The organism is Marinitoga sp. 1154, from assembly GCF_013363285.1.
In the GTDB taxonomy this organism is placed as follows: Bacteria; Thermotogota; Thermotogae; order Petrotogales; family Petrotogaceae; genus Marinitoga.
In genome coordinates this window covers 1-23,886 of record NZ_LBFB01000028.1, presented here as the reverse complement: position 1 = coordinate 23,886, position 23,886 = coordinate 1, and the positions used below count along the sequence as shown (strand labels likewise).

The following is a 23,886-nucleotide window of genomic DNA, read 5'->3' as shown; positions in this document are numbered from 1 at the left end:
TAAAATTCATAATGAGTTAAAAAATACTGATATTATAATGAATAATACATTTTTTATAGGTGTATATCCTGGTATTACAAATGAAATGATTAATTATATAATAAATACATTTGAAAAGTTTTTTGAGAATTATTAATTAGCTTTATTAATAAGACACTCTTTCTATTAATAAACATATTAAAACTTAAATATATCTATATATTTAATCATATAATTAGCTTCGCTAATTTGCACATCAATCCTTTATGATTTGAATATATATAATTATCATATAATTAGCTTTGCTAATTATATGATAATGTGATATAATATTATTAAACTGACAATTTCGGGGGTGAAATAGTGTTAAGCAAGGAATTAGTAAATGAAGTAATCAGGACCGTATTAAAATACGGTGGAGATTTTGCTGAAGTATTTGTAGAAAAAAGATATACCAACACATTTGAAATGAAAAATGGAGACTTAGAAAATGCATCATCTGGCAATACTTTTGGTGTTGGTATAAGAGGATTTTTAAATACTCAAGCAGTATATGCATACACAAATGATTTAAGTAGGGAAAGTTTATTAAATGTAGCAAAAAGAGTTGGAGAAGCTCTTGGCGAAATAAAAATAAAGGATTTAACTTTAAATCTAACAGAAAAGAAATTTGACAATAAGCATGTAGTATTATTATATCCTGAAGATATAACAAAAAAGAAAAAAGTTGATGTTATGAAAAGAGCATATAGTTCAGCGAAAAACTATTCTGATTTGATAAAACAAGTAGTTGTTAGATATTGGGAATATAATCAAAATATTTTGGTTGCAAATTCAGAAGGTGTTTTTGCAGAAGATAATAGAGTTAGAACAAGGTTAATGATTTCAGCAGTAGCTGAAGATAATGGAGTAATGGAAACGGGATTTTATGGTCCAGGAGCAGGCATGGGGTTTGAATTTTTCGATAGAATAGATGTAGAGGAAGCAGGTAAGTTAGCAGCAAGAACTGCAGTGAAAATGGTAAAAGCAGAACCTGCACCTGCAGGGAAATTGCCAGTTGTAATTGCAAATGAATTTGGAGGAGTTATTTTCCACGAAGCTGTTGGCCATGCACTTGAAGCAACCTCTGTTGCAAAAGGTGCATCTGTTTTTGCTGGTAAATTAGGACAAAAAGTAGCTGCAGAATGCGTTTCTGCTGTTGATGATGGAACAATACCAAATGCATGGGGTTCAACAAATATAGATGATGAAGGAACACCGACAAGAAGAAATTTGTTAATAGAAAAAGGCGTATTAAAAGGATATATGATAGATAAATTAGGCGGAAGACGAATGAATATGGAACCAACAGGTAGTGCAAGAAGGCAGAATTATACATTTGCTCCAACATCGAGAATGACTAATACTTTCATTTTGCCTGGAGATAATTATCCTGAAGAAATTATTGCTAACACAGAATACGGATTATATGCAAAAAGAATGGGTGGAGGATCTGTAAATCCTTCAACAGGAGAATTTAATTTTGCTGTAAATGAAGGTTATTTAATAGAAAATGGAAAAATAACAAAACCAGTTAGAGGTGCAACATTAATAGGAAAAGGATATGAAATAATACAAAAAATAGATATGGTTGGAAATGATATAGCCAGAGGTCAGGGAATGTGTGGATCTATTTCTGGTAGTATTCCAGCGGATGTTGGACAACCTACTATAAGGGTTTCTGAAATAATTGTTGGGGGGCGAAATAAATGACATATAATGAATTTAAAGATAAAGTATTTAAATTAGCAAAAGAAAAAGGTTTTGAAGCTCAAATAACATATTCTAAAAATTACGAATTTTCAATAAGACTGGCCAATGGAAATATGGATGAATACAAAGATGCAAATAATAGTTCAATCTCTTTAAAAGTATTGAAAAATGGGAAAATTGGATCCGCTTCAACTACAATTTTTGATGCTCCCGAAAGATTGTTGGAAGAAGCAATAACAAATTATGAAATAATTGATTCAGAAGAGGAAAACTTTTTTTATGATGGTAAAGGCGAATATCCTGATATAAAATCATATTATGGAGAATTTGAAAAATTAAGTGTAAAAGAAAAAATGGAAAAATTAAATAAAATGCATGAAATAGCTTCAAAAGATGAAAGTATAATGATGGTTCCTATGACTGTATTAGGCCATCAGGTTACGGAGGTTTCAATGGCTAACACTTTAGGCCTTGAAAAATCATATAAAGGTGACGGTGGATATGCATATATTTCAGTAGTGGCAAAAGATAAATCTCCGAGATCAGGATTTTGGTATGGTCTTACAACAAAACCGGAAAATTTAAATGTTGAAGAAATAAGTCAAAAAGCAGTTGAAGAAGCTAAAGCAAAAATCGGGGCTAAATCTGTTAAAAGCGGAAAATATAGAGTAATTTTTAGAAAAGATGAGTTTGCATCACTAATATCTACTATGTTAATACCTATGATTTCTGCAGAAAACGCACAAAAAAATATGTCACCTTTAAAAGAAAAAATAGGAGAAAAAATAGGTAGTGATATATTAAAAATAAAAGATGTGCCATATTATGAAGGATCATTGTCAAATGCCGCATTTGATAATGAAGGTGTTCCTACAAAGGAAAAGAATATCATAGAAAATGGGAAATTTAAAACATTTTTATATAATTTAAAGACAGCAAAAAAAGATGGAAAGGAATCAACTGGCAATGCATCAGGAAGAGGAATTGCTCCAATTAATTTGTTAGTTGAACCAGGAGAACTAAACTTTAATGAATTAATAAAAAAATTAGATAATGGAATAATTATTACATCATTAGAAGGATTGCATTCTGGAGCTAACCCAATTTCAGGGGAATTCTCATTAGGAGCACAGGGATTAAAAGTAGAAAATGGAGAAATTGTTGGTGGTGTTGAACAAATCACAGTTTCAGGTAATTTTCTCAACATTTTAAAAAATATTGAAGCTATTGGAAATGATATGTGGATTTCATTTGGAGGCGCAATTTCGCCATCTGTTATTGTTTCTGAAATAGATATTGCTGGTAATGAATAGGAGAGATTTTTATGGCATTAGATATTAGCAGTCTTGAAAAAGCTATAAATTCTCTGGATACGCTTATACAAAAAACAAATGATAATGAATTTATGGAATCTCTTGATGTAACATTTAGATATGGAATTAAAGCTGGAGTTATACAGAACTTTGAATTTACATATGAATTATGTTGGAAATTTATGAAAAGATGGCTTGAAGAAAATATAGGAAAAATTTATGTAGATGGCATACCAAGAAAAGAACTCTTTAGATTAAGTTATGAAAATAAACTTATAGATAATGTTCAAAAATGGTTTAAATACCATAAATATAGGAATTTAACGTCTCACACATATAATATTGAAATTGCAGAAGAAGTTTTTGAAGTATCAAAAGAATTTATAAATGATGCTAAATTTTTATTAGAGAGGCTTAAAGAAAAAAATGACTTTTGATATTAAAGAGGAATATTTTAATTTAATTATAGAAATTTTAAAAAAACATATATGTAATTGCACAATAATAATTTTTGGTTCCAGAATTACTGGTAAATCAAATGAATCTTCAGATCTTGATATTGCTATTGATTGTGGAAAAAAGTTAGATTTAACAACTTTGTTTGAAATTGAAGAAGATTTTCAGGATTCGGATTTGCCTTTTAGAGTTGATCTCATTGATTGGCAAAGAACTTCCAAAAGTTTTAAAAATATTATATTAAATAATTGCATAAAAATAAAAATATAGCGACTTTGTGTCGCTATATTTTTATTTTTATATTTTCACAAATTGCCAAATATGTTGCAAATTTGCACATATTGGCAATTTTGTTTATTTACAAACATAAAAAAAAGGGTTATACTTAATCATGTCAGAAAAATTTGAAGGAGGTTATGAAGGATGAGCGTTTATCAAAGAGAATACAATCCAAAAAAAACAAAAGGAATCGAAAATAAAAAAGCCTATCTTGTAGGTTCAGGTATAGCATCTTTAGCAGCAGCATTTTATTTAATAAGAGACGGTCATATGGATGGAAAAAATATTACAATTTTCGAAAGAAAAGATATAAATGGTGGTGCATTAGATGGTATAGGTGATCCAGAAAATGGTTATATCATTCGTGGCGGTAGAGAAATGGAAGAACATTATGAATGCACCTGGGATATGTTTGCAGATATTCCATCACTTGAAGATCCAAACAAAACAGTACTGGATGAAATGAAAGAAATAAATGACTGGGATCCCAACGTATCAGCCCAAAGGGTAATTAAAAGTGGTGGTGAAAGAGTACCCGTTAAAACACTAGGGTTAGAAGAAAAACATATAAAACAATTGACAAAGCTATTTTTAATGAAAGAAGAAGATTTGGGAGCAATGACTGTTGAAGAATTTTTTGATCCATCATTTTTAGAAACAGATATGTGGTTATTATGGAGAAGTATGTTTGCATTTCAAAATTGGCATAGTGTAGTAGAAATGAAAAGATATATGGAAAGATTTATTCATCTATTACCTGGTATGACAGAATTAAGAGATATTTTATTCTCAAAATATAATCAATATGACTCTTTCGTAATACCATTAATAAGATGGCTAAAAGAACATGGAGTTAATTTTGTAAATAACACACAGGTTATAGATCTTGATATAGATATAACAGAAAAAGAAAAAGTTGTAACTGGGATACATCTAATTCAAAATGGAGAAAAGAAATATATAAAAACAACAAGGGATGATTTAGTATTTGTAATAAACGGGTCAATGACAGAAAATTCGACATTAGGTAGCATGGATAAAGCTCCTGAATTAAATACAGAATTAGGCCCTGTATGGAGCTTGTGGAAAAATATAGCTGCAAAAGATCCTGCATTTGGAAGGCCAGAAGTTTTTTATGAAAACATTGACAAAACAAAATGGGAATCATTTACAATGACATTTAAAGATTCAAAAATGGCAGATGTTCTTAGAGATCTTACAGGAAGAGATCCATATTCTGGAAGAGTTGTAACAGGAGGTATTGTAACAATAAAAGATTCAAATTGGTTAATGAGTGTTACATGTAGTAGACAGCCACATTTTGCAAACCAACCAGATAATGTCTTGGTATTATGGGCATATGGTTTATTCCCAGACAATGAAGGTAATTATATAAAGAAAAAGATGAGCGAATGTACTGGCGAAGAATTATTAAGAGAATTATTATATCATCTTGGTGTAGAAGGAGATTTAATGGAAGAAATTGTGGATAGTGCAATTGTAATTCCAGCAATGATGCCACATATTACGAGTCAATTTATGCCACGTGTAAAAGGAGATAGACCAGAAGTTGTACCAGAAGGAAGCGTTAATTTGGCATTCTTAGGACAATTTGTAGAAATAGAAAATGATTGTGTATTTACTGTAGAATATTCTGTGCGTTCTGCTATTATAGCCGTTTATAAATTATTAAATCTCGATAAGAAAGTTCCTGAAATTTATCCAAGTAAATATGATATCAGACATGTAATAAATGCAACTAAAACTCTATATAGTGGAAAACCTTTACCTGGAGAATTTTTTGTAAAAAAGCTTTTAAAAGATACATCACTTGAAGATTTAATGTAATATAGATTGAGGTAAATAAAACAATAAACCGAGGTAAAAACCTCGGTTTATTGTTTTATCATTAACGGATTTTCAAAATTTGTTTTTATAAAACATATATGTAATTTTATTCCATTTCTTTCTTCCTCCTATTTGCGTTTCTGTATATACTTTTCCATCTTCACCTTCTACTTTTTTCAAATTTCTTTAATGCTCTTTTAATGTCACCTTCAATAATTTTATTTAATTTGTAAGTTAATATTTCCGGGTCCTCATCCATTTTATTTTTTATCCAATCTATAATCATCCCAGTAAGGGCTATTTCATAAAATTTCACAACATAATTTTTATCCTCAATTGAAACATTTATTCCTTTTGATAATTCTTCAACAACATCATAAATAAATTTAGCAACTGTATCATACAAATGTAATTCCAAACGATCTCTATCTATTGAATGATATGCATTTAAAACAATTTTTTTGTTATTTTTTAAATAATATAAAAGATTTAAAAATCCTTTTTGCCAGTTCTCATAATGTTTATTTTCTCCAACAGCTTCTAATATGTCTGTGATGAAAATCCATTCTAATAAATCATAAATATCATGAAAATAATAATATAATGTTCTTCTATTTAGCCCACAATCTTTTACTACATCATTAACGGTTATTTTTGACAAAGGTTTTTCTTTCATTAATTTTTTTAATGAATTTGCTAAAGCTTTTTTTGTTATTTCAGACATACTTATTCTCCTTTAATAGCCTTTTCAATTCTTCTGCACGCTTCTATTATATTTTCTCTTGAAGTTGCAATATTCATTCTCATAAATCCTTCTCCGTTAGTTCCAAAAGTAATTCCATTATTTAAACCAATTTTAGCTTTTTTTTCAAGTAAATCTTTTAATTCATCCTGAGATAAATTTAATTTTCTAAAGTCTAACCAAACTAAAAATGTTCCTTCTGATTTTATTACTCTTACTTCAGGTATATTTTTTTCAAAATATTCTCTAACAAATTTATAATTTTCTTCGATATATTCCATAGTTTCTATTAACCAATTTTTTCCGTATTTGTAAGCAGCATTTGCTGCAACTAAACCAGCTATATTATGTAAAAATAATCCGCTTTGTTTAATCCAGTTTTTAAATTTATTTTTTAATTTTATATTTTTTATTACAGCAAAAGCATAATGAAATCCTGCTATATTAAAAGTTTTACTTGGAGCCATTAAAGTTATAGTATTATCTGCTATTTCTTCTGATAATGCAGCTATAGGAATATGGGTAGAATTAGAAAAAGCTAAATCAGCATGTATTTCATCAGATACAATTAAGACATCGTTTTTTAGACAAATCTCTGCCATTTTTTCTAATTCGTCTTTTTTCCACACTCTTCCTATAGGATTATGAGGGCTACATAATATAAACATCTTAGATTCTTTTGTTTTTCTCTCAAAATCATCAAAATCTATTTCATAATGATTATTTTCTAATTTTAATTCATTAATTAAAAGTTTTCTATTATTATTTTTTATTGAACTCATAAACGGCGGATAAACTGGAGTTTGAATTAAAATATTATCTCCTGGATTTGTGTATAATTGAATTGAGAAATTTAAAGCGGGAATAACGCCATGCATGGATAATAGCCAATCTTTTTTTATTTCCCAATTATGTTTATATTTTAACCAATTTATTATATTATCTTTTAAATCAACTGGCTCAAAAGTATACCCATATACTCCATGTTCTATTCTTTTTTTTAATGCATGTATAACTTCTTTAGGAGCTTCAAAATCCATATCAGCTACCCACATTGGTAAAACATCTTTTTCTATAAAAATATGTTTATTCCATTCATACCAGTCCCATTTTATAGAATCTGTGTTTTTTCTATCGATATACTTCATGAAAATTCCTCCTGCTTTTAACAAATCTGGATAATTTGCCTTTTTATTTTTAATAGGGTGTCCAATTAGTAAAGCAAGCGAAAACTCGCAGATTGTCCGAAAAAATAGTGAATAAAGCCGGTCAATTTTGCACGGATGCAAAATTGAGTGAAGCCGAACATGGATGTGAGTCTGATACGACCGGCGAGAATGAGCTATTTTTGAGGATTAACAATCAAGGTTTGAGCAACTTTACTTTTTGGACATCGTATTTTTAATTTTATTAATTTTGTTATTATAATAAATTATACCATATTTTGATGTATATGGTTCAAATTGCAAAAAACAACTCCTCTGCAATGTGCAGAGGAGTCTAATATTAATCTCCCAGCATTTCTTTCAATTTTTTAGCGATGAATGTTGCAACGTGTGCTCCTTTTGTTCCCCTTCCAAATCCAGCATCCATTCCATTTTCTTTTGCTAAATCATCATTTAATTGAGTACCGCCAACAATTAATAGTATTTTATCTCTTACACCTTTTTCTATTGCAAGTTGATGTAATTTTTTCATATTTTCAACATGGACATCATTATGTGTAACAATCATTGAAGCAAGAATCGCTTGAGCACCAAATTCAATTGCAGCATCTATAAGTTTTTCTGGTGGAACGCTTGTGCCAAGATATTCATATTTTATACCGTATTTTTCAATTCCGCCATGTTTTATGTCAAGTATTTCTCTTATACCAACATTATGTTCATCATTTCCAACTGTTCCTGCTACAACTTTTACTTTGTTTTTAGCAAAGAATTCAAATAATTCATCGTCTGACATTACTTCTGCTTTTTTAGGTAATGTTAATTCATCTTTTTTTATAGCAAATGGCACTTTAGCTTTTAACTCAATATATGTTGCCTCTGTTGGATGAAGTATTGTTTTTGAAATTACCTGAGCATCTTCTAAACCCATTCTTTTACATATTTCAAGAGCTGCTGCTTCTGCATATTCTGGTGATTCAGGAATTGTCATATCAAGTTGTATATATCCATCATAACTCCATTCAACTTCTGGTTTTATTAAATTATTTTCTCTATATTCTTTTATTTTGTTTAATCTCTTATATACATTATCTTCTTCATCAAGTTCATCAATATATTGTATTTTGTCTGGATTACATAATGTACATCCATTTATTAAATCACATGGTTTTTCTAAATTTTCTGGAAGATTATTATATCCAAAATGATGACATACTGGAGCCATATAGTCTTTATCTCTTGGGACAACTGAACCTGCTCCTATACCTCCATCTTTCTTTCTAACAATACCATCACCCATTCTTTCTGGATATTCACCATTATCAACAAACATTCCATTTTCAACTGCTTCGAAATATCCACCCATTTCTACTATCTCTTCTAACATTAATATTGCTCTCATTTTTAATTCTCTAACCTTTTCCCTTACATTATCCCAATTTATCTGAACCATTTCTTTAATTCCATCTAAAGCAATTAATGTATGTTTTGCAGTTTCTACACCACGTATTGAATTAATATGCCATGGTACATTTCTCCCTTCGTCTGGTGTAATTGTTGATTGTATATCTGCTTTTGTTAATCTAGAAATTAATGTGTCAAGCACATGTATTCTTGTTGCGTCAAAGAGATCAGATTCTATATATCTTGTATTCATTTGAGCTCTAAATTTATAATCTTTAAATAATTCTCTTATTGTTATTGCATATATAAAGTTTAATCTAAATTCCGGAGTTGGTGATACAATTGGAGGAACTGTTGATAGCGCAATATTTTCTTTTTTCATCCCTGCTTTAACAGAATATAATGAGTTAATAGCATGCTGCACCAATAATTCTGGCATAACTTTCCATGCGAATTTTGCTGATGCATTTGCATTATGAGCCCCATCAATTTGTAACATATCAACTGATGCCATTATTTTTTTAGCGACTGCAGCATCAACGAATGATCTAATCATATTTATTCCTCTATATAATACATTATATTGAGGATCCTGATGCGCTCCATTTACCCCTTCTTCAGCAAATAATACTGCAACTTCTGGACCTGCAACACCAGAAACATAACTATGAAAATTAATAGGTCTTCCAACCTCGTCTTCTATTAAATCAAGGGCCTTTCTTGAAGCTCTTAATTGCTTTCTAGTAATTGGAATTCCACCTATTCCTTCTGGTGTTCCCTCTATTAACCCATCCATATGGCTTTGGCCTAATGTTCTGATAACCATTATATGATCTGCACCATGCCATGCAGCCATTCTCATTCTTCTAATGTCTTCTTCAAATCTACCAGATGCAATTTCTGATGTTATAACTTCTTGAGGTTGAGGATCTATATTGTTAAAGTAATGGGCAGCTGGTAATGCAACAAAATTTTTTAAAGGTTCACTAATCTCATAATATTCAAAATTACCAATTTTTGTTCTTGGAGGTAACTTTTTTCTCCAGGTCCATCCTTTTCTTTTTGGTCTATATTTATCTAAATCTTTTAATATTTCTTCTACATTTAATTTTTTGTTAGGCTCTAATTTCATTATTTATCGCCTCCATGAACAAAAATTCTATCTACATCGTCCCAAAATTTTCCTGCTATTAAATCTCTTCCCGCTTGTATATAATCTATATTATGTTCTTTTGCTATTGTATATACAATATTTCCTGCACCTTTTCCCAATATATGCTTTTCGAAGAATTTATCAACTAAAGCTTTCGCTTCCATGCTATTAAAGCCCATTCTGAGTAATACAGATCTTTCAACAGAAGGTGATGTATGTGTAGAAGCTAAATCAATTAAAGGATCTACAACTTTTTCTACTAATTCCCAGAAATATTTATCTAATTCTTCATCTGTCATGTTTTTAAGACGTTTTGCTCTTTCTTCAAAATCAGATTTTCTTGGCTCCATTATGAGATAACCTCCTTAATGAGATTTTTAACTTCTTCAATTGATATAGAAAGGTCCTCTGCTATAAACTTCAATTCATTGTTTGTGAAGTCTTTTTTTCCATAACGTTTTTTTAATTCTTTTATATATGACTTTCTTAATTTTTCTAATGGGTATTTTATTACCTTTATTTTTGATGGATGATCAGGCAATACTATATTTTTACCAGGAATATCTTCATTTATTGGATCTCCGAATTTTATTTCAATTCCATTTTCCTTTGCAAAAGTTAATTGTGCAGAAGGCAATTTCCCAGCACCTGTATATTCGGTTTCATTAACTACTATTATTTGATCTTCATCCATTTCCATAGCCAACGCGAATGCTGCAGCTAATGAAGTGTTCCCAGCTGGTCCTCTTTGCATCCCTTCAATATTTGCAAGCATTTCTGTTATATAAAATACTTCACCCTGGGTTACTAAAACGTATTCATCCATATATCTTAAAGGTCTTGCTGCATTTCTTGGTACATCTGACCTATCCGGAAAGGTTGCAAACGGAATTCCGAATCCTGTGTGACCTGTTGTAAATGATTTTTTATTAAAGTCATTATCCGATGCCATATGCAATCCATGTAAATCAACACTCGCGCCTATCACTTTTGTGTTTTCAGCACCGGCCTTTTTTAACCCTCTTGCAGTTCCTGTTAAGTTTCCACCACCAGCATGTGTGATAACTACAGCATCAGGATATTTTCCGAATTGTTTTATTGATTGCTCAGCTATTTCATATCCAAGTGTTTCAACACCTGCAATTCCAAAAGGTGTATACAATGATGCATTAAAATACCCTGTTTCTTCCAGTAATACTAAAAAATAATAAAATAGCTCAGGACCCACACTTAATTGAACAACTTCAGCTCCATACGCTTCACAGGCTCTTGCTTTTTCTAATATTTCTGGTTGTCCAATCCCTTTACTGTCATAACATTCCTGAACAATTATCGATTTTAAACCTCTTTTTGAGGCTTGAGAAGCAACAGCAGCACCATAATTACCACTTGTTGCTGCCATAATTCCTTTATATCCCATTATTTTTGCTCTATATGCACTAATTGAAGCCCTTCTGTCTTTAAAAGATCCGGAAGGATTTGTCGCTTCATCCTTTACAAATATCCTTGCTCCTTTACCCTTTGGCGCTAATTTTCTTATCAATTTATTTATATTTTTTAGTTCTACCAATGGTGTATTTCCTACACCTGTTTCCAGCTGTATTTTTTTTATTTCATCAATTGTATATCCTGCATCTTTCATCATTGCTTCATAATCAAAAGCAATTCCTTCTATTTCATATTTTGTATAATCAACACCTACAGATTTTTTCATTATTTCATTTTTTCTTACCATTACTGAATCATAACTCATATCATTCATTCCTGATCACCTTCGATCATTTCTCTTAATTGTTTTCCAATTTGTAGTAATTCAATTACAGGTTTCCCAAAATTATGTTTGTATTTTGGATAAATCTCTTCAAGTTTTCCTTTTACAATTCTTCCAACAGGAGTTTCTATTTCAACTTCGTCTCCTATTTTTGCTTTATCTGCCAATAAAAAACCTTTTATACGTATTTCCAGAGGAACACGTTTGGTATCCTCTGGAAGATTATTAGCTCGCTTTTCTGGAGATAACCCAATAAAATATATTTGAACCCAATCATTTTTTTTAGCAATCATCTCATCACTCCTATAATGTTAAATCACCTATTAATGCTCTTGGCACAGGCAAATCCGCCATTGATAATAATCCAGATTCTGCTTCTATTACAGATGGAATCATATTTGTTGCAACAGCAATTGTTCCTTTTCCTCCAGGGATTTCAGGTTTTATTGATAGATTCAAATTTGGATCACCTATGATTTCTATATAATCTCCTGTATCAACATTTTCTAATTCTGGCCTTACTTGTTGTGGGTGTTTTAATTCAATAACTAATTTTCCATTCATGTATGCTCTTGCTATATGATTACATCCAGCAACCATTCCAGGTTCCACTTTGACATATTTAGTTTCTCTCAATACATTTGATACTATTGGTTCCCTTGTTTGTTCAATTTTATCGATATTCCATCCCAAAGCATCTGCTATCATATATATTGATTGTTCAAAACCAATATGTCCTACGATTTTCCCTGTTTTAATTCCTTCTTCAAATTCTTCAACAGTTGTTCCGACTCCTTGTGTTTCCATAACAGTTGGACCAAATGGAGATAAATCATTAATTCTTGCCGCTTTTATTTGTTCTACATTGAGTGCAGCACCAGATAAAGCCAAAATTAATGTATCCAATACAAATCCTGGATTAATACCTGTTCCCAATATGGACACACCATATCTCCTGGCTAAACTATCCATTTCTTCTGCTTCATCTGGATGAGTATAAAATGGATATGCCATTTCTTCAGCAATTGTAATTACATTAATATGTTTTTTTACAGCTATAATAATTTGTTCTTTCACTACTTCAACAAAAGAATTTGTAGCAATAATTACTAAATCAGGATTTGTTTCATCTAGCATTTTTTCTGGAGAGTCATAAACTTTTAAACCTATTTCCCCAATTTCTAATAATTCACCAACATCTTTACCAACATATCTTGTATCATGAACTCCAACCAATTCTAATTCATATTTTGACATTATATTTCTTGCTATACCACTTCCCATTGCTCCAAATCCCCATAATGCTACTCTATACATAGTAACGCCTCCTTTAAAAAATATTAAATTTATTGTGATTTTCATAACAAAAAAGATTCCTTTTTTTCATGTTCTTTTTTTAAAGTTGTAATTTTATACATATTAATTTTATGAAATTTTTTTCATATAGTCAAATACGCATACTCAAACATACTTATATATAAACGAGCATACTCAAAACAATTAAGTATAAATAGTTATAATCAATTAATTTTATGTTTTTTAAGTAGTTTAAAAAAAATGAGACGCTATGCGTCTCATTTTTATATATAATTTTCTTCTTTTACTCTTATTAAAATCAATGCACCAATTATAAATAATATAGAAATACTCAATACGCCAAATCTTGAACTTTTTGTAATTTGAGAAAAAAATCCAACCAAAAATGGACCTATTATTGCCGCAAATTTTCCAAATATATTATAAAAACCGAAAAATTCTGCCGATTTTTCTTTAGGAATTAATTTACCATACATAGATCTGCTTAATGCTTGAACCCCCCCCTGTGAAGTAGCCACCAACATTGCAAGTACCCAAAAATCAAATGCCGAATCTAAAAAATATCCATATATTGTAATTATAAAATAAACAATTATTCCTACAAATAGCATAATCTTTACATTGAATTTTTGAGCCAGTTTACCGTAAATTAATGCAAAAGGAAAAGCGACAACCTGAGTTGCGAATAGTGCAAGTAATAGCTGAGTACTACTTATTCCAACATCTTTCCCATATACCGTTGCCATTTTTATAATAGTTCCTACACCATCAATATAAAAGAAATAAGCTATTAAAAATAAAAATATATTTTTATAATTTTTTATTTCTTTAAATGTTTTCCAGATTCTATTAAAACTATCTTTTATTGGTGTTTTAGATGGTTCAATATAGTGAATTTGTTTCACATTTTTTAATAAAGGTAATGTAAATACTCCCCACCATAATCCTGTAATTAAAAATGCAAGTTTCGTTGCTGTTAATGTGCTTGATATTCCTATAATATCAGGTTTCATTATAATAGCCATACTTATAATAAATGGAATTGTGCTACCAATATATCCCCATGCAAATCCACTTGAAGAAATCCAATCCATTCTTTCGTTTGTGGTTACATCAACCAGAAAAGAATCATAAAATATGTTGGCACCAGCAAACCCAATAGCCGAAAAAACATATATAATTATACATTTCAGCCAGTCACCTTCATTGACAGTCATCAGAGAAATCGTTGATATTATTCCAATTAACCAGAAAAATGTAAGAAATCTTTTTTTGAAATTTTTGTAATCGGCAATTGTTCCAAGAATAGGAGCTAATAGAGCTACAATTATCGTAGCAAAAGTATTTCCATATCCCCAATAAGCAGTTGACAAATAATTTTCAACCCCTTTTGCAGCGACTTCTTTAAAGAAAATTGGTAAGATAGCAGTAGTTATAACAAGAGAATAGGCGGAATTCGCCCAATCATACATAACCCAGCTTTTTTCTGTTTTTGTCATTATTCCCCTCCTGAAATTATAATTTTAATTTTATTATTAATTTATCGTTATCAAATACAAATGTATCTATATAAGCGCTTTTAGTAAAAAAGTTTTCTTTAATATAAATATATATTTTATTTTTGTCTATTAATATATTTTGAGGTAATTTTTTTTTATTTATCAAATATATGGGTAAATTATGCTCGAATTCATAAACGCCTGAAAGGGTAAAAGGTATTTTATGAATTTTTATATAATATTTAAGAAGAAATACTTTAATTTCTATAGAATTTTCTTTAAAACTTATTTTTGTGGACGCATTAAAAATTTTTCTTATAAAATCTGATGAAGTATATTTTATAAATTTATTTAATAAATCCATTATCATTTTTTTATCTATTTTTATTTCCAGCATTTTTGCACCTTCATACTTGTATTTTCGTATTTTATCTATTCTATATATTTTAATTTTAATAAAAGTTCGCTATTTTTGATTTCAAAACTATCTAACTTAAGTGATTCTAATAACAATTTTAATTTTTCGTTGTATTCTATTTTTGATAAATCTATACTTATTTCGTTATTAGTAATGGCAATTCCATTTATAAATCTTGAAAAAACATATATAATTCCTTCAATTATACGTTTAATTCCATCGTCTCCAGAAATTGAAAATTTTAAATATCCATTGGTTAAAGTGTAGGGGATCTCTTTTATCTCTATTAAAAATTCAAATAATCCATCTTTGTTAAAAAGGTTAGCTATAAACTGAAAATGAATTTTTGTATCTGTCATTTTTACATTTAATTTCTTTATTCTATGTACGTTATCTCCAATTAATTTATTAATTATTCCATTTATAAACACTTCATTAATTCTAATAGTTAGTCCAGACAACGTAATCACTCCGTAAATACCCATTGATATTTTTGTTTAAGCTCTGGAATGTATGATGACAATTTCTCTATAGTCTTTTTCAAGCTTCTCATATATTTTATAGAGTTATCTTCGTATAATTTTTCATATAATTTTAAAGCATCTTCAAAATATTTTCTGGCTTTTTCATCTTCTACCTTTTCCTGATATAATATTCCTAAATTAAATAAAAGCATAGCTTTATCTTCTGAAGGTATTTTATCATTTAACATTGAAAAAGCTTCATTCAAATAAATTTCAGCGCTTTCTAAATTTCCTAAGCGCATTTCTAAGCTTCCAAGGTTATTTAAAGAGTAAAAAAGATATATATCATATTTTCCATCAACTTTTTCTTTTAAATTTCGTCTGATCTTTAAGGACACTTCAAAATATTTTTTTGCTAAATCATCTTTTTTCAATTCCGCATACATAGTACCCAGATTATTTTGAATAACAGAAGTATTAAATTGCATGTCAGTGGATTTATTATTTTCGCAGAAATCCAGCGCTCTGAGATATGCTTTTTCGGCTTCACTGTAGTTTTTAACTTCTGTATGTAAATTTCCCAGAATATGATATATCACATAATGATTTTGTTCAGGAATTTTCTTCTTTAAATTTTCTGTTAATGTAATTAAAAATGTAATATTTTTTTTGGAAAATTGCATGTGATTTTTCATTTCTATTAAAGCATTAAATAGAGCTGAAGTATCTCCAAAAGCTACAGATATCATATTTTTTAATAAAGAAATAAAAGCTCTTTCCATTGTTTCAAATTTTGAATTATATAATTTTAATTTATTTTTTAATTCGTTATTTTCTTCTTTTAAATTTTCTATGATTTTTTCATATTCACTTAGTTTATTATTTAACCTTGATTCAAACATTTTTAATTTTTCATCCAGAACTAAATCTGTAATTTTAATATCTGGCATAATTAATTCATCTTCTGTTTTTTGTGTAGCTTCATTTTCATTGACGAGTTGTGTTGATTCAGTTATAACTTGAGATGTATTTTCCTCCTCGATATTTTGAGGTGTGATTTCAGAATTTTCATCAATATCTAATTCAGGAATGTTCTCTTCTTCTGCTGAAGTCGTTATTTCAGGGTTTTCCGTTATAGTAGATTCGGAAACTTCCTCTTGCTTAGGTGTTTCAGCAATATGCGCTACTTCCTCAAGTGGTGTTTCGGAAGCATTTTCGATATTTCCATTTAATTCCAATTCAGGGATGTTTTCTTCTTCTACTGAAGGCGTTATTTCAGGGTTTTCTGTTATAGTAGATTCGGAAATATCTTCCTGCTCATGTAATTCATCATCAGGAATTACTTCTTCTTTAGTTGTATCTTCCAAGCTTTTATCTAGATTTTCAGCCATTTTTTCAACTGTCGAAACATCAATATTATCTAATAATTCCAGATCTTCCAAATTTTCAACATTTTCTTCAATTTTTTTATCTTCCAGATTTGATGATTCTGTATTGCTTTCTAAATTTTCTAAATCCATTAAATCATTGATTTTATCAGCATCATTTAATAAATCATTTAAATCTAAATTTTCCTGTTTTTTTTCTTTTTCTTCAGACATAAAATCCCCCCTTAATTTTTCATTTTCTTTAATTTAGAAAATAATGTCATTTTTGATATTCCAAGGATATTAGCAGCCTGTGTTTTATTGTTATTTGTAAATTCCAGAGTTTTTTGTATATACCTTTTCTCTACTTCTTCAAGTCTCAGTCCAATAGGAATTTTCACATATTCAATATCTTCACTATTTTTTATATTTTCTGGAATAAATGATTTATCCAATATATCTTTTGTTGCCACTGCAACCATTGAATAAATAACATTTTTAAGTTCTCGAACATTTCCAACCCATATATGTTTTTTTAAAATTTCCAATGCATCTGGATTTATACCCTTTATTTTAGTTCCAAATTCTTCATTGGCTTTATGTATAAAATAATTTACCAAAAGAGGTATATCCTCTTTATGATTTCTAAGAGGTTCTACTTCAATTTGAAAAACTGATAATCTAAAGTATAAATCTTCTCTGAATTCACCATTCTCAACCATTTTTTTAAGATTACTATTAGTAGCGGCTATGATTCTAACATTAATTTTTTTAGATTTTGTAGATCCAATCCTTTCTACTTCTTTATTTTCAAGAACCCTTAACAACTTTACCTGCATGTTTTTAGGCAATTCGCCAATTTCATCAAGAAATAATGTTCCATTATGTGCCAGTTCGAATTTTCCAGGTTTTTCCTGTTCAGCACCCGTAAAAGCACCTTTTTCATATCCAAACAATTCGCTTTCAAATAGTTCAGGCGGAATTGCACCACAATTTACCGCAACAAATTTTTTTCTATTACTGGTTTTGTGTATTATTTGAGCTATAATATCTTTACCGGTACCACTTTCACCTGTTATTAACACAGGAATATTTTTTTCCGCAATTAAATTTATTTTATTTTTTATTTGCTCGATAAATCTTGATTTTCCTATTAATTCAGGATATTCATTTAATCTATCTTTTAACTCCTTAATTTCTTTTTTTAATTTAATAGTCTCTAATGCTCTATTAACTTCATTAATTAAAACTTTTAAATCTACCGGTTTTTCAAGAAAATTATATACTCCTAATTTCATGGCTTTTACAGCATCTCCAATATCGCCATGAGCAGTAATTACTATTATTTCTTCGGTATATTTTTTCAGCCTATCAATCAAATCCATTCCATTTATATCTGGTAAAAATAGATCTAAAATAATTAAATCAGGGATTTCCGATTTAGCCATATCAAGGCCTTCCAATCCCCTCATTGCGCATATTGTTTTATAATCGAATTTACTTAAAAAATCACACATTGTCTTATTTAAAATTTTATCATCTTCAATTATCAAAATTTTAAACATTTTCAGCTTCCTTTGGTTTTTTTAAATTTGCAAAAATACCCAAAATTAATCCAAGAACAAAACTCCAAACGGCAGCTAATGTAATTTGCCATTCTACAGGCAAAGAAAAAGTTACTGTATGAGCAGGCACCCAGAACCATAATAATGTAAATAATGCACCTTTTAATCCATCTTTTGGGATTTTGAATTTTGGAAGATTATCCAGAAATCTATGAATTATTATTAACCACGGTCCAAAAAAAGCATTTGTAAATAATGATTTAAAAAAAGCCTGATATATTTTTTCTGACGGCAAATAATTGTGTTCAACCAATTCCTTGACAAATCCGTTAAATCCTGTGAATGCAAATTTTATAATTACTCCCAAAATCGCCCAAACTATAGCTGAATAAATGACTTTAAAAACTGAAATTTTGCTTTTTATTAGCAACTTTGCAACTATCTCACCAGCTGTACCTAAAATAGCGAATTGAATCATTGCTGCGATTAAAGGGTTTTCCATTTTATAACCTCCTTAAAAATATAACTTTTTTATATCTTTACTACTATAAATATTATAGCACTTTTTTATAATATTTTTAATATGGTATAATATATAATAAACTGTATAATATTGTTATTATCAAAAATGAATATTTTTGAAGAGGTGATAAATATGGAAGAAACTTTAGCGTCAACGCTATCAAATATTGTCCAACAAAGTACAGAATCTTTACAGATTTTATATTCATATTCAAATTCCTGGTATATAATTCTTCCAGTATCTTTAATTTCTGTGCTTTTTGCGAAAAAAGTTTCAAAAGTCATTTTTTTTATTCTTGGTTTTTTAAGCAGTTATGTGTTTATAATTCCATACTTACAACAATTCGATTTTGTTAATAAATTGTTGAATCAGATAAAAGTAAAACAGGAAATTTCTTTTTTGATTTTCTCTGTTATAATTGGTATTTTAACTTATACTTTCTTTAAATCTTCTGCACAAATTGCAGGTTTTATATTAGGCGGTATTGTTGGAATAGAAATCTATGGCGTTATTTCAAATTTTTATCCTGGATTTTTTGAAAGTTTAAACATTTTAAAAAACATAGATACATTATATATACCCTGGATTTTTGTCATAATATTTGGAATAATAGTATCAATACTAATTACTAAAAGTTTCGATAACGTTGTATCTATTTTGACAATACTTATTTCTTCAGCTATTGCCGGATTTTTTACTTTATACGCTTTAGAATATTCTCTTTCACTAAAAATTGGAGAAAACACTTTATTAAAACATAATACAAATATTAGTGATATTGAATTAATAACAATAATTGTTTTTTCAATTATATATATAATTTTAGGATTTAAATTTAATTTCAAAAAATCTAAATAAGTAGGGAGTGTTAATCATGTACGTTATTGGTATTGCTGGTGGCACAGGATCAGGAAAAACAACTGTCGCATATAAAATAAGAGAAACATTGGGAACACAAAATTGTGAAATATTACCAATGGATAATTATTATAGAGATTTAAGCCATGAAACTCTTGAACAAAGAAAATTGCATAATTATGATCATCCAAGCATGATTGAAAACGAATTGATGTTTAAGCATATTAATGATTTAAAAAATGGTAAAATTATTGATTTACCAGAGTATGATTTTTCCCAATTTACCAGGATTGGTACAATGAGCTTTGAACCAAAACCGATAATAATCGTTGAGGGGATATTTGCTTTATATTACGAAGAATTGAGAAATCTTTATGATCTTGCTATATATGTTGATACAGAAAATGATATAAGATTTATAAGGCGTCTTGAGAGAGATATAAAAGAAAGAGGAAGAGATCTCGATTCTGTAATAAATCAATATACAAATACTGTAAAACCTATGCACGACGCATACGTTGAACCAACAAAAAAGTATGCGGATATTATTATTCCAGAAGGAGGATTCAATGAAAAAGCTATTCAGGTTGTAGTTAATTATATTTTCAGAAAGATGTTAAAATAGAACTACTATTTTAACATCTTGGTTTTTATTTCTTCTTTTTTGATAAAGCAATACTCAAAGCAGTTGTTAATTTTAATATATTTTCATTTAAATTTTCTATTCTACAGCTTAATGTTGATGCAATTTCTTTCATTATTTTATATCCAATATCTGGTCTTTTTTCCGCCAGATTTTCAAAATCCTTTTTTGATATTTCATATAATTCACATTCACTAATAGCCTTGATTGTAGCAGAACGAGGAGAACCGGTTACGAGCGACATTTCTCCAAAAAAACTGATTTTTTTATCATCTAAAATAGCCATAGATTTCTCACTCTCTTCCCAATGGTGAGAACCAATTTTTAAGGTCAATTGATGAGTGATTTGGACCTTACCTTTTTTAAAAATATACATGGTGTCTCCTTTTTCACCCTCAGAAATTATAATTTCTCCTGTTTTAAAATTAATAGGTTTTAAAATTTTAGAAATTTCATTTAATTGTTCATCGGTTAATTCCTTAAATAAGGATATATTTTTCAAAAATTCTTCCATTTTTTCACCTACTTTATTATAAATGCATAAGTATCATTTTCAAAAATTATATATGTATCCTCAGGGTTTAACTTTAAATCATAATCATTTTTCTTTTCTTCATCAAAAAAATCTTCTTCAGCCTCTTCAAATTTCTGCCTTATAAAATTATCTATAGAACTATCTGAAGATAAAAAATCATTTATAGTAAATTCTTTTTTCATGCTCACCAATCCTATAGCTAAAGCATGTTCTTCTTTTTTTATATAATCAAAAAAATCTTTAAACTTTTTGCCTATAAATGTTTTTGGAATAGAAATTAATTTTACTCTCATATTTTCTAATGATGCTATTTCTCTTAATAACATATGATAAGCAGGAGATAATAATGCTGAAGACAATAATATAGAATTAAATTCACTTCCTAAAATTATATCATCAGCACCTGCTCTTAAAACATACTTGGCTTTCTCTTCCTTTACAACCTCTGCATATATTTTTGCAGTATCATTAAGTGTTCTTATTAATAAAATGCTTATTAATGTTCTTTCATCACATTCTTCCAGACTTTTTCCACCATAAGTATCTGATAATATGATAATATGTTTTGCCTGTGAAATATTTGCCCTTTTTAAAACATTTTCTTTAGTAAAATCACCATGTATAAATTTTATATTTAAGTCAGCAAATCTGGATCTAAAATTTTCGTAATCTTCTTCATCAGCTTGATTTACCAGAACTATATGATAATCTTCAAGATTTATAAATTTATTCATAGCCTCAAGTGTTTTTTCAAGATGATTATTCCATCCCAATATAACAATATGATTTTTAAATTTCACTTTCCCCAACCCCTTCCTTTCTTTTATTCGCCATTCAACCAATAATGATGCAATGCTACCGGAAATAAGTGAGAATAGCGTAACTCCAAGCATTATAATTATTATTCCTATAATTTTTCCTATAATTGTTTTTGGGACTATATCTCCATACCCAACTGTTGCTATAGTTACAATTAGCCACCAGAACGCATCAAATAGAGAATTAATATCAGGATTTTTCCCAAATTCTGATATGTATAATAGTAAGCCTATAATGAGCAAAAAAATAAAAATTAATAAAAGTAATTTATTTATCGGATCCTTAAAAATATTTTTTATTTTCATAATTTCACCTGAATTTCATGAGTTTACAATTTTATAATTTATAATTCATATATATTATATCATTTAGTATTATAATATTCAAATAATTGTATTTTCTTTAGTTAATTAAACTTGAAAAAACTAAATTAAAAGAAAGTACCAATTTTATCTTTTTTGAAAATTAATATATCATGTGATATAATAATTTGGAAAAAAATATTGGAGGTAAAAAAATGAGATTACAGGGAAAGATTCTTCTTTTATTTGTAGTGATTGTATCTTTAGTGTTAGTCGTTTTTTTTACAATAAGTATTTCGAATTCTCAAAACTCTTTAAAAAACAGTTTTTTGGAGAAGTTAATCGTAGCGAAAAATCTGAAAATGGATTTTATTGATACACTATTAAAAGAGGCTGAGTCAGATTTAACTTATATCAAAAACTTTGAAAAAATAAAGGACGCTTTCTTTACCTCCTCCAATTTAATGGAAGATTTCCAATCTTCTATGAATATGAATACTATACTAACAACATTAAGAAAAATTTATATTGAAAATAACCCTTATAAAGATAAGTCACAATTATATGATTATTACTATGATGAAAATTTCAAAAAAGAAAATTTTGAAGATAATATAATGAGTATATTTTATGATTATAGTGTTTTGCATTCAGAACTACAAATGGACTTTAGAGAATTTATAAATATAAAAGGTTATGAAGATATGTTACTCATATCTCCAAAAGGGATGGTTGTATATTCTGTAAGTAAATATGATGATTTTGCTACAGACCTAAATAATGAAAATACTATATTATCCAGACTTTATAAATTATTAAAAGAAAAAAATGATAATAATGTACATTTTTCTGAAATAGGAAAATATTTAGGTGGAATCGGATTCTTTGCTGGCGTAAAAGTAGAAGATGAAGATTTTGGATTATATGGATATCTCATATTCCGAATTCCTATAAGTAAGATAGATAAGCTTCTTCAGGACAAAAGCGGCATGGGAGAAACAGGAAAAACATACATAGTAAGTGAAGATAAAATAATGAGAAACAATCTACCAGGAGAAGAAACGATATTAAAACAAAAAGTAGAAACAGATTATGTAGAAAAGGCATTATCAGGGGAAACAGGATGGGAAATAGGGAAAAATTACAAAGGTGAAAAAGTAATAGTGGCATATGCGCCATTTAAATACAAAGAAATAAAATGGGCATTTATATCAGAAGTATCGACAAAAGAAGCATTTTCAGCATCAGAAAAGATAAAAATAGTGTTGATAATAACCTCAATAATAATATTAATAATATCGATAATAATATCAATAATATTTGCCAGAAAAATATCAAAACCATTAATGGAATTAAGCAAAAAAGTAGACAGATTTGCAACAGGAGACTTTACAGTAGAATTCAAATCAAAAGGGAAAGATGAAACAGCGATAATAGCGAAGTCATTGCAAAACATGTCAAATAACCTGAGAGAAACAGTAAAATGGTTATTAGAAGCGGGAAATAAAATAGAAGAATCATCGGAGGTATTAGGAAAAGTAGCAGAAAAGACAATGTTGGCAAACGAAGAAGCACAGGAAAAAGCAAGAGCAATAGAAGAAAATGCAGAAAATGCAGCAGCGACAACAGAAGAACTAACCTCAGGAGTAAATGAAGTATCAATAGCAGCGCAAAACGTATCAAGTAATGCAGTAGAAATATCGCAGGAAGTAA

The 23,886-nt window shown here is 28.8% G+C and carries 23 protein-coding genes; 8 read left to right on the top strand and 15 right to left on the bottom strand.

Going from position 1 to position 23,886, the window contains the following annotated elements; all coding sequences use genetic code 11:
• Positions 1-342: 342 nt before the first annotated feature.
• From XO12_RS11660 to XO12_RS10010, 5 genes are all read left to right on the top strand, one after another.
• Positions 343-1,731, top strand: a complete 1,389-nt coding sequence (locus XO12_RS11660; RefSeq protein WP_047266614.1) for a TldD/PmbA family protein — start codon at positions 343-345, stop codon at positions 1,729-1,731.
• Complete coding sequence (locus tag XO12_RS10025; protein ID WP_175420230.1) at positions 1,728-3,044, top strand: TldD/PmbA family protein; 1,317 nt, start codon at positions 1,728-1,730, stop codon at positions 3,042-3,044. Before XO12_RS11660 ends, XO12_RS10025 begins: the two co-directional genes overlap by 4 nt.
• 11 nt (positions 3,045-3,055) lie before the next feature.
• A complete protein-coding gene (locus XO12_RS10020) occupies positions 3,056-3,481 on the top strand; it encodes a nucleotidyltransferase substrate binding protein (RefSeq protein WP_047266616.1) in 426 nt (141 codons plus the stop codon).
• Positions 3,471-3,770 carry a nucleotidyltransferase family protein gene (locus tag XO12_RS10015; protein WP_047266617.1) on the top strand — a complete coding sequence of 100 codons (300 nt, stop codon included), beginning with the start codon at positions 3,471-3,473 and terminating at the stop codon, positions 3,768-3,770. Before XO12_RS10020 ends, XO12_RS10015 begins: the two co-directional genes overlap by 11 nt.
• A gap of 153 nt (positions 3,771-3,923) precedes the next feature.
• Positions 3,924-5,627 (top strand): oleate hydratase, encoded by a 1,704-nt coding sequence (locus tag XO12_RS10010; protein WP_175420229.1) that lies wholly within the window; start codon positions 3,924-3,926, stop codon positions 5,625-5,627.
• A gap of 160 nt (positions 5,628-5,787) precedes the next feature.
• Here XO12_RS10010 and XO12_RS10005 read toward each other — a convergent pair whose 3' ends face one another.
• The 13 genes from XO12_RS10005 to XO12_RS09945 all read right to left on the bottom strand — a co-directional run bounded on the left by XO12_RS10005 (position 5,788) and on the right by XO12_RS09945 (position 18,995).
• The gene (locus XO12_RS10005) at positions 5,788-6,351 is read right to left on the bottom strand and encodes a TetR/AcrR family transcriptional regulator C-terminal domain-containing protein (protein ID WP_175420228.1); all 564 of its coding nucleotides are present in this window, start codon (positions 6,349-6,351) and stop codon (positions 5,788-5,790) included.
• A 2-nt stretch (positions 6,352-6,353) separates the two neighbouring features.
• Positions 6,354-7,517 carry a MalY/PatB family protein gene (locus XO12_RS10000; protein WP_175420227.1) on the bottom strand — a complete coding sequence of 388 codons (1,164 nt, stop codon included), beginning with the start codon at positions 7,515-7,517 and terminating at the stop codon, positions 6,354-6,356.
• 358 nt (positions 7,518-7,875) lie between these two features.
• Entirely contained in the window at positions 7,876-10,071 is a 2,196-nt protein-coding gene (gene oraE / locus XO12_RS09995) for a D-ornithine 4,5-aminomutase subunit OraE (RefSeq protein ID WP_175420226.1), read from the bottom strand.
• Positions 10,071-10,442: an ornithine aminomutase subunit alpha gene (locus XO12_RS09990; protein WP_175420225.1), complete on the bottom strand. Its 372-nt coding sequence runs from the start codon at positions 10,440-10,442 to the stop codon at positions 10,071-10,073. Before XO12_RS09990 ends, oraE begins: the two co-directional genes overlap by 1 nt.
• Positions 10,442-11,854: a 2-amino-4-oxopentanoate thiolase subunit OrtB gene (ortB, locus tag XO12_RS09985; protein ID WP_175420224.1), complete on the bottom strand. Its 1,413-nt coding sequence runs from the start codon at positions 11,852-11,854 to the stop codon at positions 10,442-10,444. Before ortB ends, XO12_RS09990 begins: the two co-directional genes overlap by 1 nt.
• Positions 11,851-12,156 (bottom strand): 2-amino-4-oxopentanoate thiolase subunit OrtA, encoded by a 306-nt coding sequence (ortA, locus tag XO12_RS09980; RefSeq protein ID WP_047266624.1) that lies wholly within the window; start codon positions 12,154-12,156, stop codon positions 11,851-11,853. The genes ortB and ortA overlap by 4 nt, the downstream gene beginning before the upstream one ends.
• Positions 12,157-12,166: 10 nt before the next feature.
• Complete coding sequence (ord, locus tag XO12_RS09975) at positions 12,167-13,180, bottom strand: 2,4-diaminopentanoate dehydrogenase (RefSeq protein ID WP_047266625.1); 1,014 nt, start codon at positions 13,178-13,180, stop codon at positions 12,167-12,169.
• Between the two features lie 263 nt (positions 13,181-13,443).
• Positions 13,444-14,679, bottom strand: coding sequence for an MFS transporter (locus XO12_RS09970; protein WP_175420223.1), 1,236 nt, complete (start codon positions 14,677-14,679; stop codon positions 13,444-13,446).
• 16 nt (positions 14,680-14,695) lie between these two features.
• Positions 14,696-15,076, bottom strand: a complete 381-nt coding sequence (locus XO12_RS09965; RefSeq protein ID WP_175420222.1) for a hypothetical protein — start codon at positions 15,074-15,076, stop codon at positions 14,696-14,698.
• Between the two features lie 35 nt (positions 15,077-15,111).
• Complete coding sequence (locus XO12_RS09960) at positions 15,112-15,558, bottom strand: hypothetical protein (RefSeq protein WP_175420221.1); 447 nt, start codon at positions 15,556-15,558, stop codon at positions 15,112-15,114.
• A gap of 5 nt (positions 15,559-15,563) precedes the next feature.
• Positions 15,564-17,162: a tetratricopeptide repeat protein gene (locus tag XO12_RS09955; RefSeq protein ID WP_047266629.1), complete on the bottom strand. Its 1,599-nt coding sequence runs from the start codon at positions 17,160-17,162 to the stop codon at positions 15,564-15,566.
• Positions 17,163-17,173: 11 nt separating this feature from the next.
• A complete protein-coding gene (locus XO12_RS09950) occupies positions 17,174-18,493 on the bottom strand; it encodes a sigma-54 dependent transcriptional regulator (protein WP_175420220.1) in 1,320 nt (439 codons plus the stop codon).
• Positions 18,486-18,995: a hypothetical protein gene (locus tag XO12_RS09945; protein ID WP_175420219.1), complete on the bottom strand. Its 510-nt coding sequence runs from the start codon at positions 18,993-18,995 to the stop codon at positions 18,486-18,488. Before XO12_RS09945 ends, XO12_RS09950 begins: the two co-directional genes overlap by 8 nt.
• Positions 18,996-19,148: 153 nt before the next feature.
• On the opposite strand from XO12_RS09945, the gene XO12_RS09940 reads away from it, so the two are divergent.
• Positions 19,149-19,874 carry a hypothetical protein gene (locus tag XO12_RS09940; protein WP_175420218.1) on the top strand — a complete coding sequence of 242 codons (726 nt, stop codon included), beginning with the start codon at positions 19,149-19,151 and terminating at the stop codon, positions 19,872-19,874.
• 16 nt (positions 19,875-19,890) lie between these two features.
• The gene (udk, locus tag XO12_RS09935) at positions 19,891-20,499 is read left to right on the top strand and encodes a uridine kinase (RefSeq protein WP_047266633.1); all 609 of its coding nucleotides are present in this window, start codon (positions 19,891-19,893) and stop codon (positions 20,497-20,499) included.
• A 25-nt stretch (positions 20,500-20,524) separates the two neighbouring features.
• Here udk and XO12_RS09930 read toward each other — a convergent pair whose 3' ends face one another.
• Both XO12_RS09930 and XO12_RS09925 read right to left on the bottom strand, forming a co-directional pair.
• The gene (locus XO12_RS09930) at positions 20,525-21,031 is read right to left on the bottom strand and encodes a cyclic nucleotide-binding domain-containing protein (RefSeq protein WP_047266634.1); all 507 of its coding nucleotides are present in this window, start codon (positions 21,029-21,031) and stop codon (positions 20,525-20,527) included.
• Positions 21,032-21,039: 8 nt separating this feature from the next.
• Positions 21,040-22,176: a TrkA family potassium uptake protein gene (locus tag XO12_RS09925; protein ID WP_175420217.1), complete on the bottom strand. Its 1,137-nt coding sequence runs from the start codon at positions 22,174-22,176 to the stop codon at positions 21,040-21,042.
• A 212-nt stretch (positions 22,177-22,388) separates the two neighbouring features.
• Between XO12_RS09925 and XO12_RS09920 the strand changes: the two genes are divergently transcribed.
• On the top strand, positions 22,389-23,886 hold a 1,498-nt coding region (locus XO12_RS09920), incomplete at its 3' end, for a methyl-accepting chemotaxis protein (RefSeq protein WP_175420216.1).

Coding starts and splice junctions, on each gene's coding strand:
- XO12_RS10025 (WP_175420230.1), top strand. CDS start 1,728: ATGACATATAATGAATTTAAAGATAAAGTATTTAAATTAGCAAAAGAA.
- XO12_RS10020 (WP_047266616.1), top strand. CDS start 3,056: ATGGCATTAGATATTAGCAGTCTTGAAAAAGCTATAAATTCTCTGGAT.
- XO12_RS10015 (WP_047266617.1), top strand. CDS start 3,471: ATGACTTTTGATATTAAAGAGGAATATTTTAATTTAATTATAGAAATT.
- XO12_RS10010 (WP_175420229.1), top strand. CDS start 3,924: ATGAGCGTTTATCAAAGAGAATACAATCCAAAAAAAACAAAAGGAATC.
- XO12_RS10005 (WP_175420228.1), bottom strand. CDS start 6,351: ATGTCTGAAATAACAAAAAAAGCTTTAGCAAATTCATTAAAAAAATTA.
- XO12_RS10000 (WP_175420227.1), bottom strand. CDS start 7,517: ATGAAGTATATCGATAGAAAAAACACAGATTCTATAAAATGGGACTGG.
- oraE (WP_175420226.1), bottom strand. CDS start 10,071: ATGAAATTAGAGCCTAACAAAAAATTAAATGTAGAAGAAATATTAAAA.
- XO12_RS09990 (WP_175420225.1), bottom strand. CDS start 10,442: ATGGAGCCAAGAAAATCTGATTTTGAAGAAAGAGCAAAACGTCTTAAA.
- ortB (WP_175420224.1), bottom strand. CDS start 11,854: ATGAATGATATGAGTTATGATTCAGTAATGGTAAGAAAAAATGAAATA.
- ortA (WP_047266624.1), bottom strand. CDS start 12,156: ATGATTGCTAAAAAAAATGATTGGGTTCAAATATATTTTATTGGGTTA.
- ord (WP_047266625.1), bottom strand. CDS start 13,180: ATGTATAGAGTAGCATTATGGGGATTTGGAGCAATGGGAAGTGGTATA.
- XO12_RS09970 (WP_175420223.1), bottom strand. CDS start 14,679: ATGACAAAAACAGAAAAAAGCTGGGTTATGTATGATTGGGCGAATTCC.
- XO12_RS09965 (WP_175420222.1), bottom strand. CDS start 15,076: ATGCTGGAAATAAAAATAGATAAAAAAATGATAATGGATTTATTAAAT.
- XO12_RS09955 (WP_047266629.1), bottom strand. CDS start 17,162: ATGTCTGAAGAAAAAGAAAAAAAACAGGAAAATTTAGATTTAAATGAT.
- XO12_RS09950 (WP_175420220.1), bottom strand. CDS start 18,493: ATGTTTAAAATTTTGATAATTGAAGATGATAAAATTTTAAATAAGACA.
- XO12_RS09945 (WP_175420219.1), bottom strand. CDS start 18,995: ATGGAAAACCCTTTAATCGCAGCAATGATTCAATTCGCTATTTTAGGT.
- XO12_RS09940 (WP_175420218.1), top strand. CDS start 19,149: ATGGAAGAAACTTTAGCGTCAACGCTATCAAATATTGTCCAACAAAGT.
- udk (WP_047266633.1), top strand. CDS start 19,891: ATGTACGTTATTGGTATTGCTGGTGGCACAGGATCAGGAAAAACAACT.
- XO12_RS09930 (WP_047266634.1), bottom strand. CDS start 21,031: ATGGAAGAATTTTTGAAAAATATATCCTTATTTAAGGAATTAACCGAT.
- XO12_RS09925 (WP_175420217.1), bottom strand. CDS start 22,176: ATGAAAATAAAAAATATTTTTAAGGATCCGATAAATAAATTACTTTTA.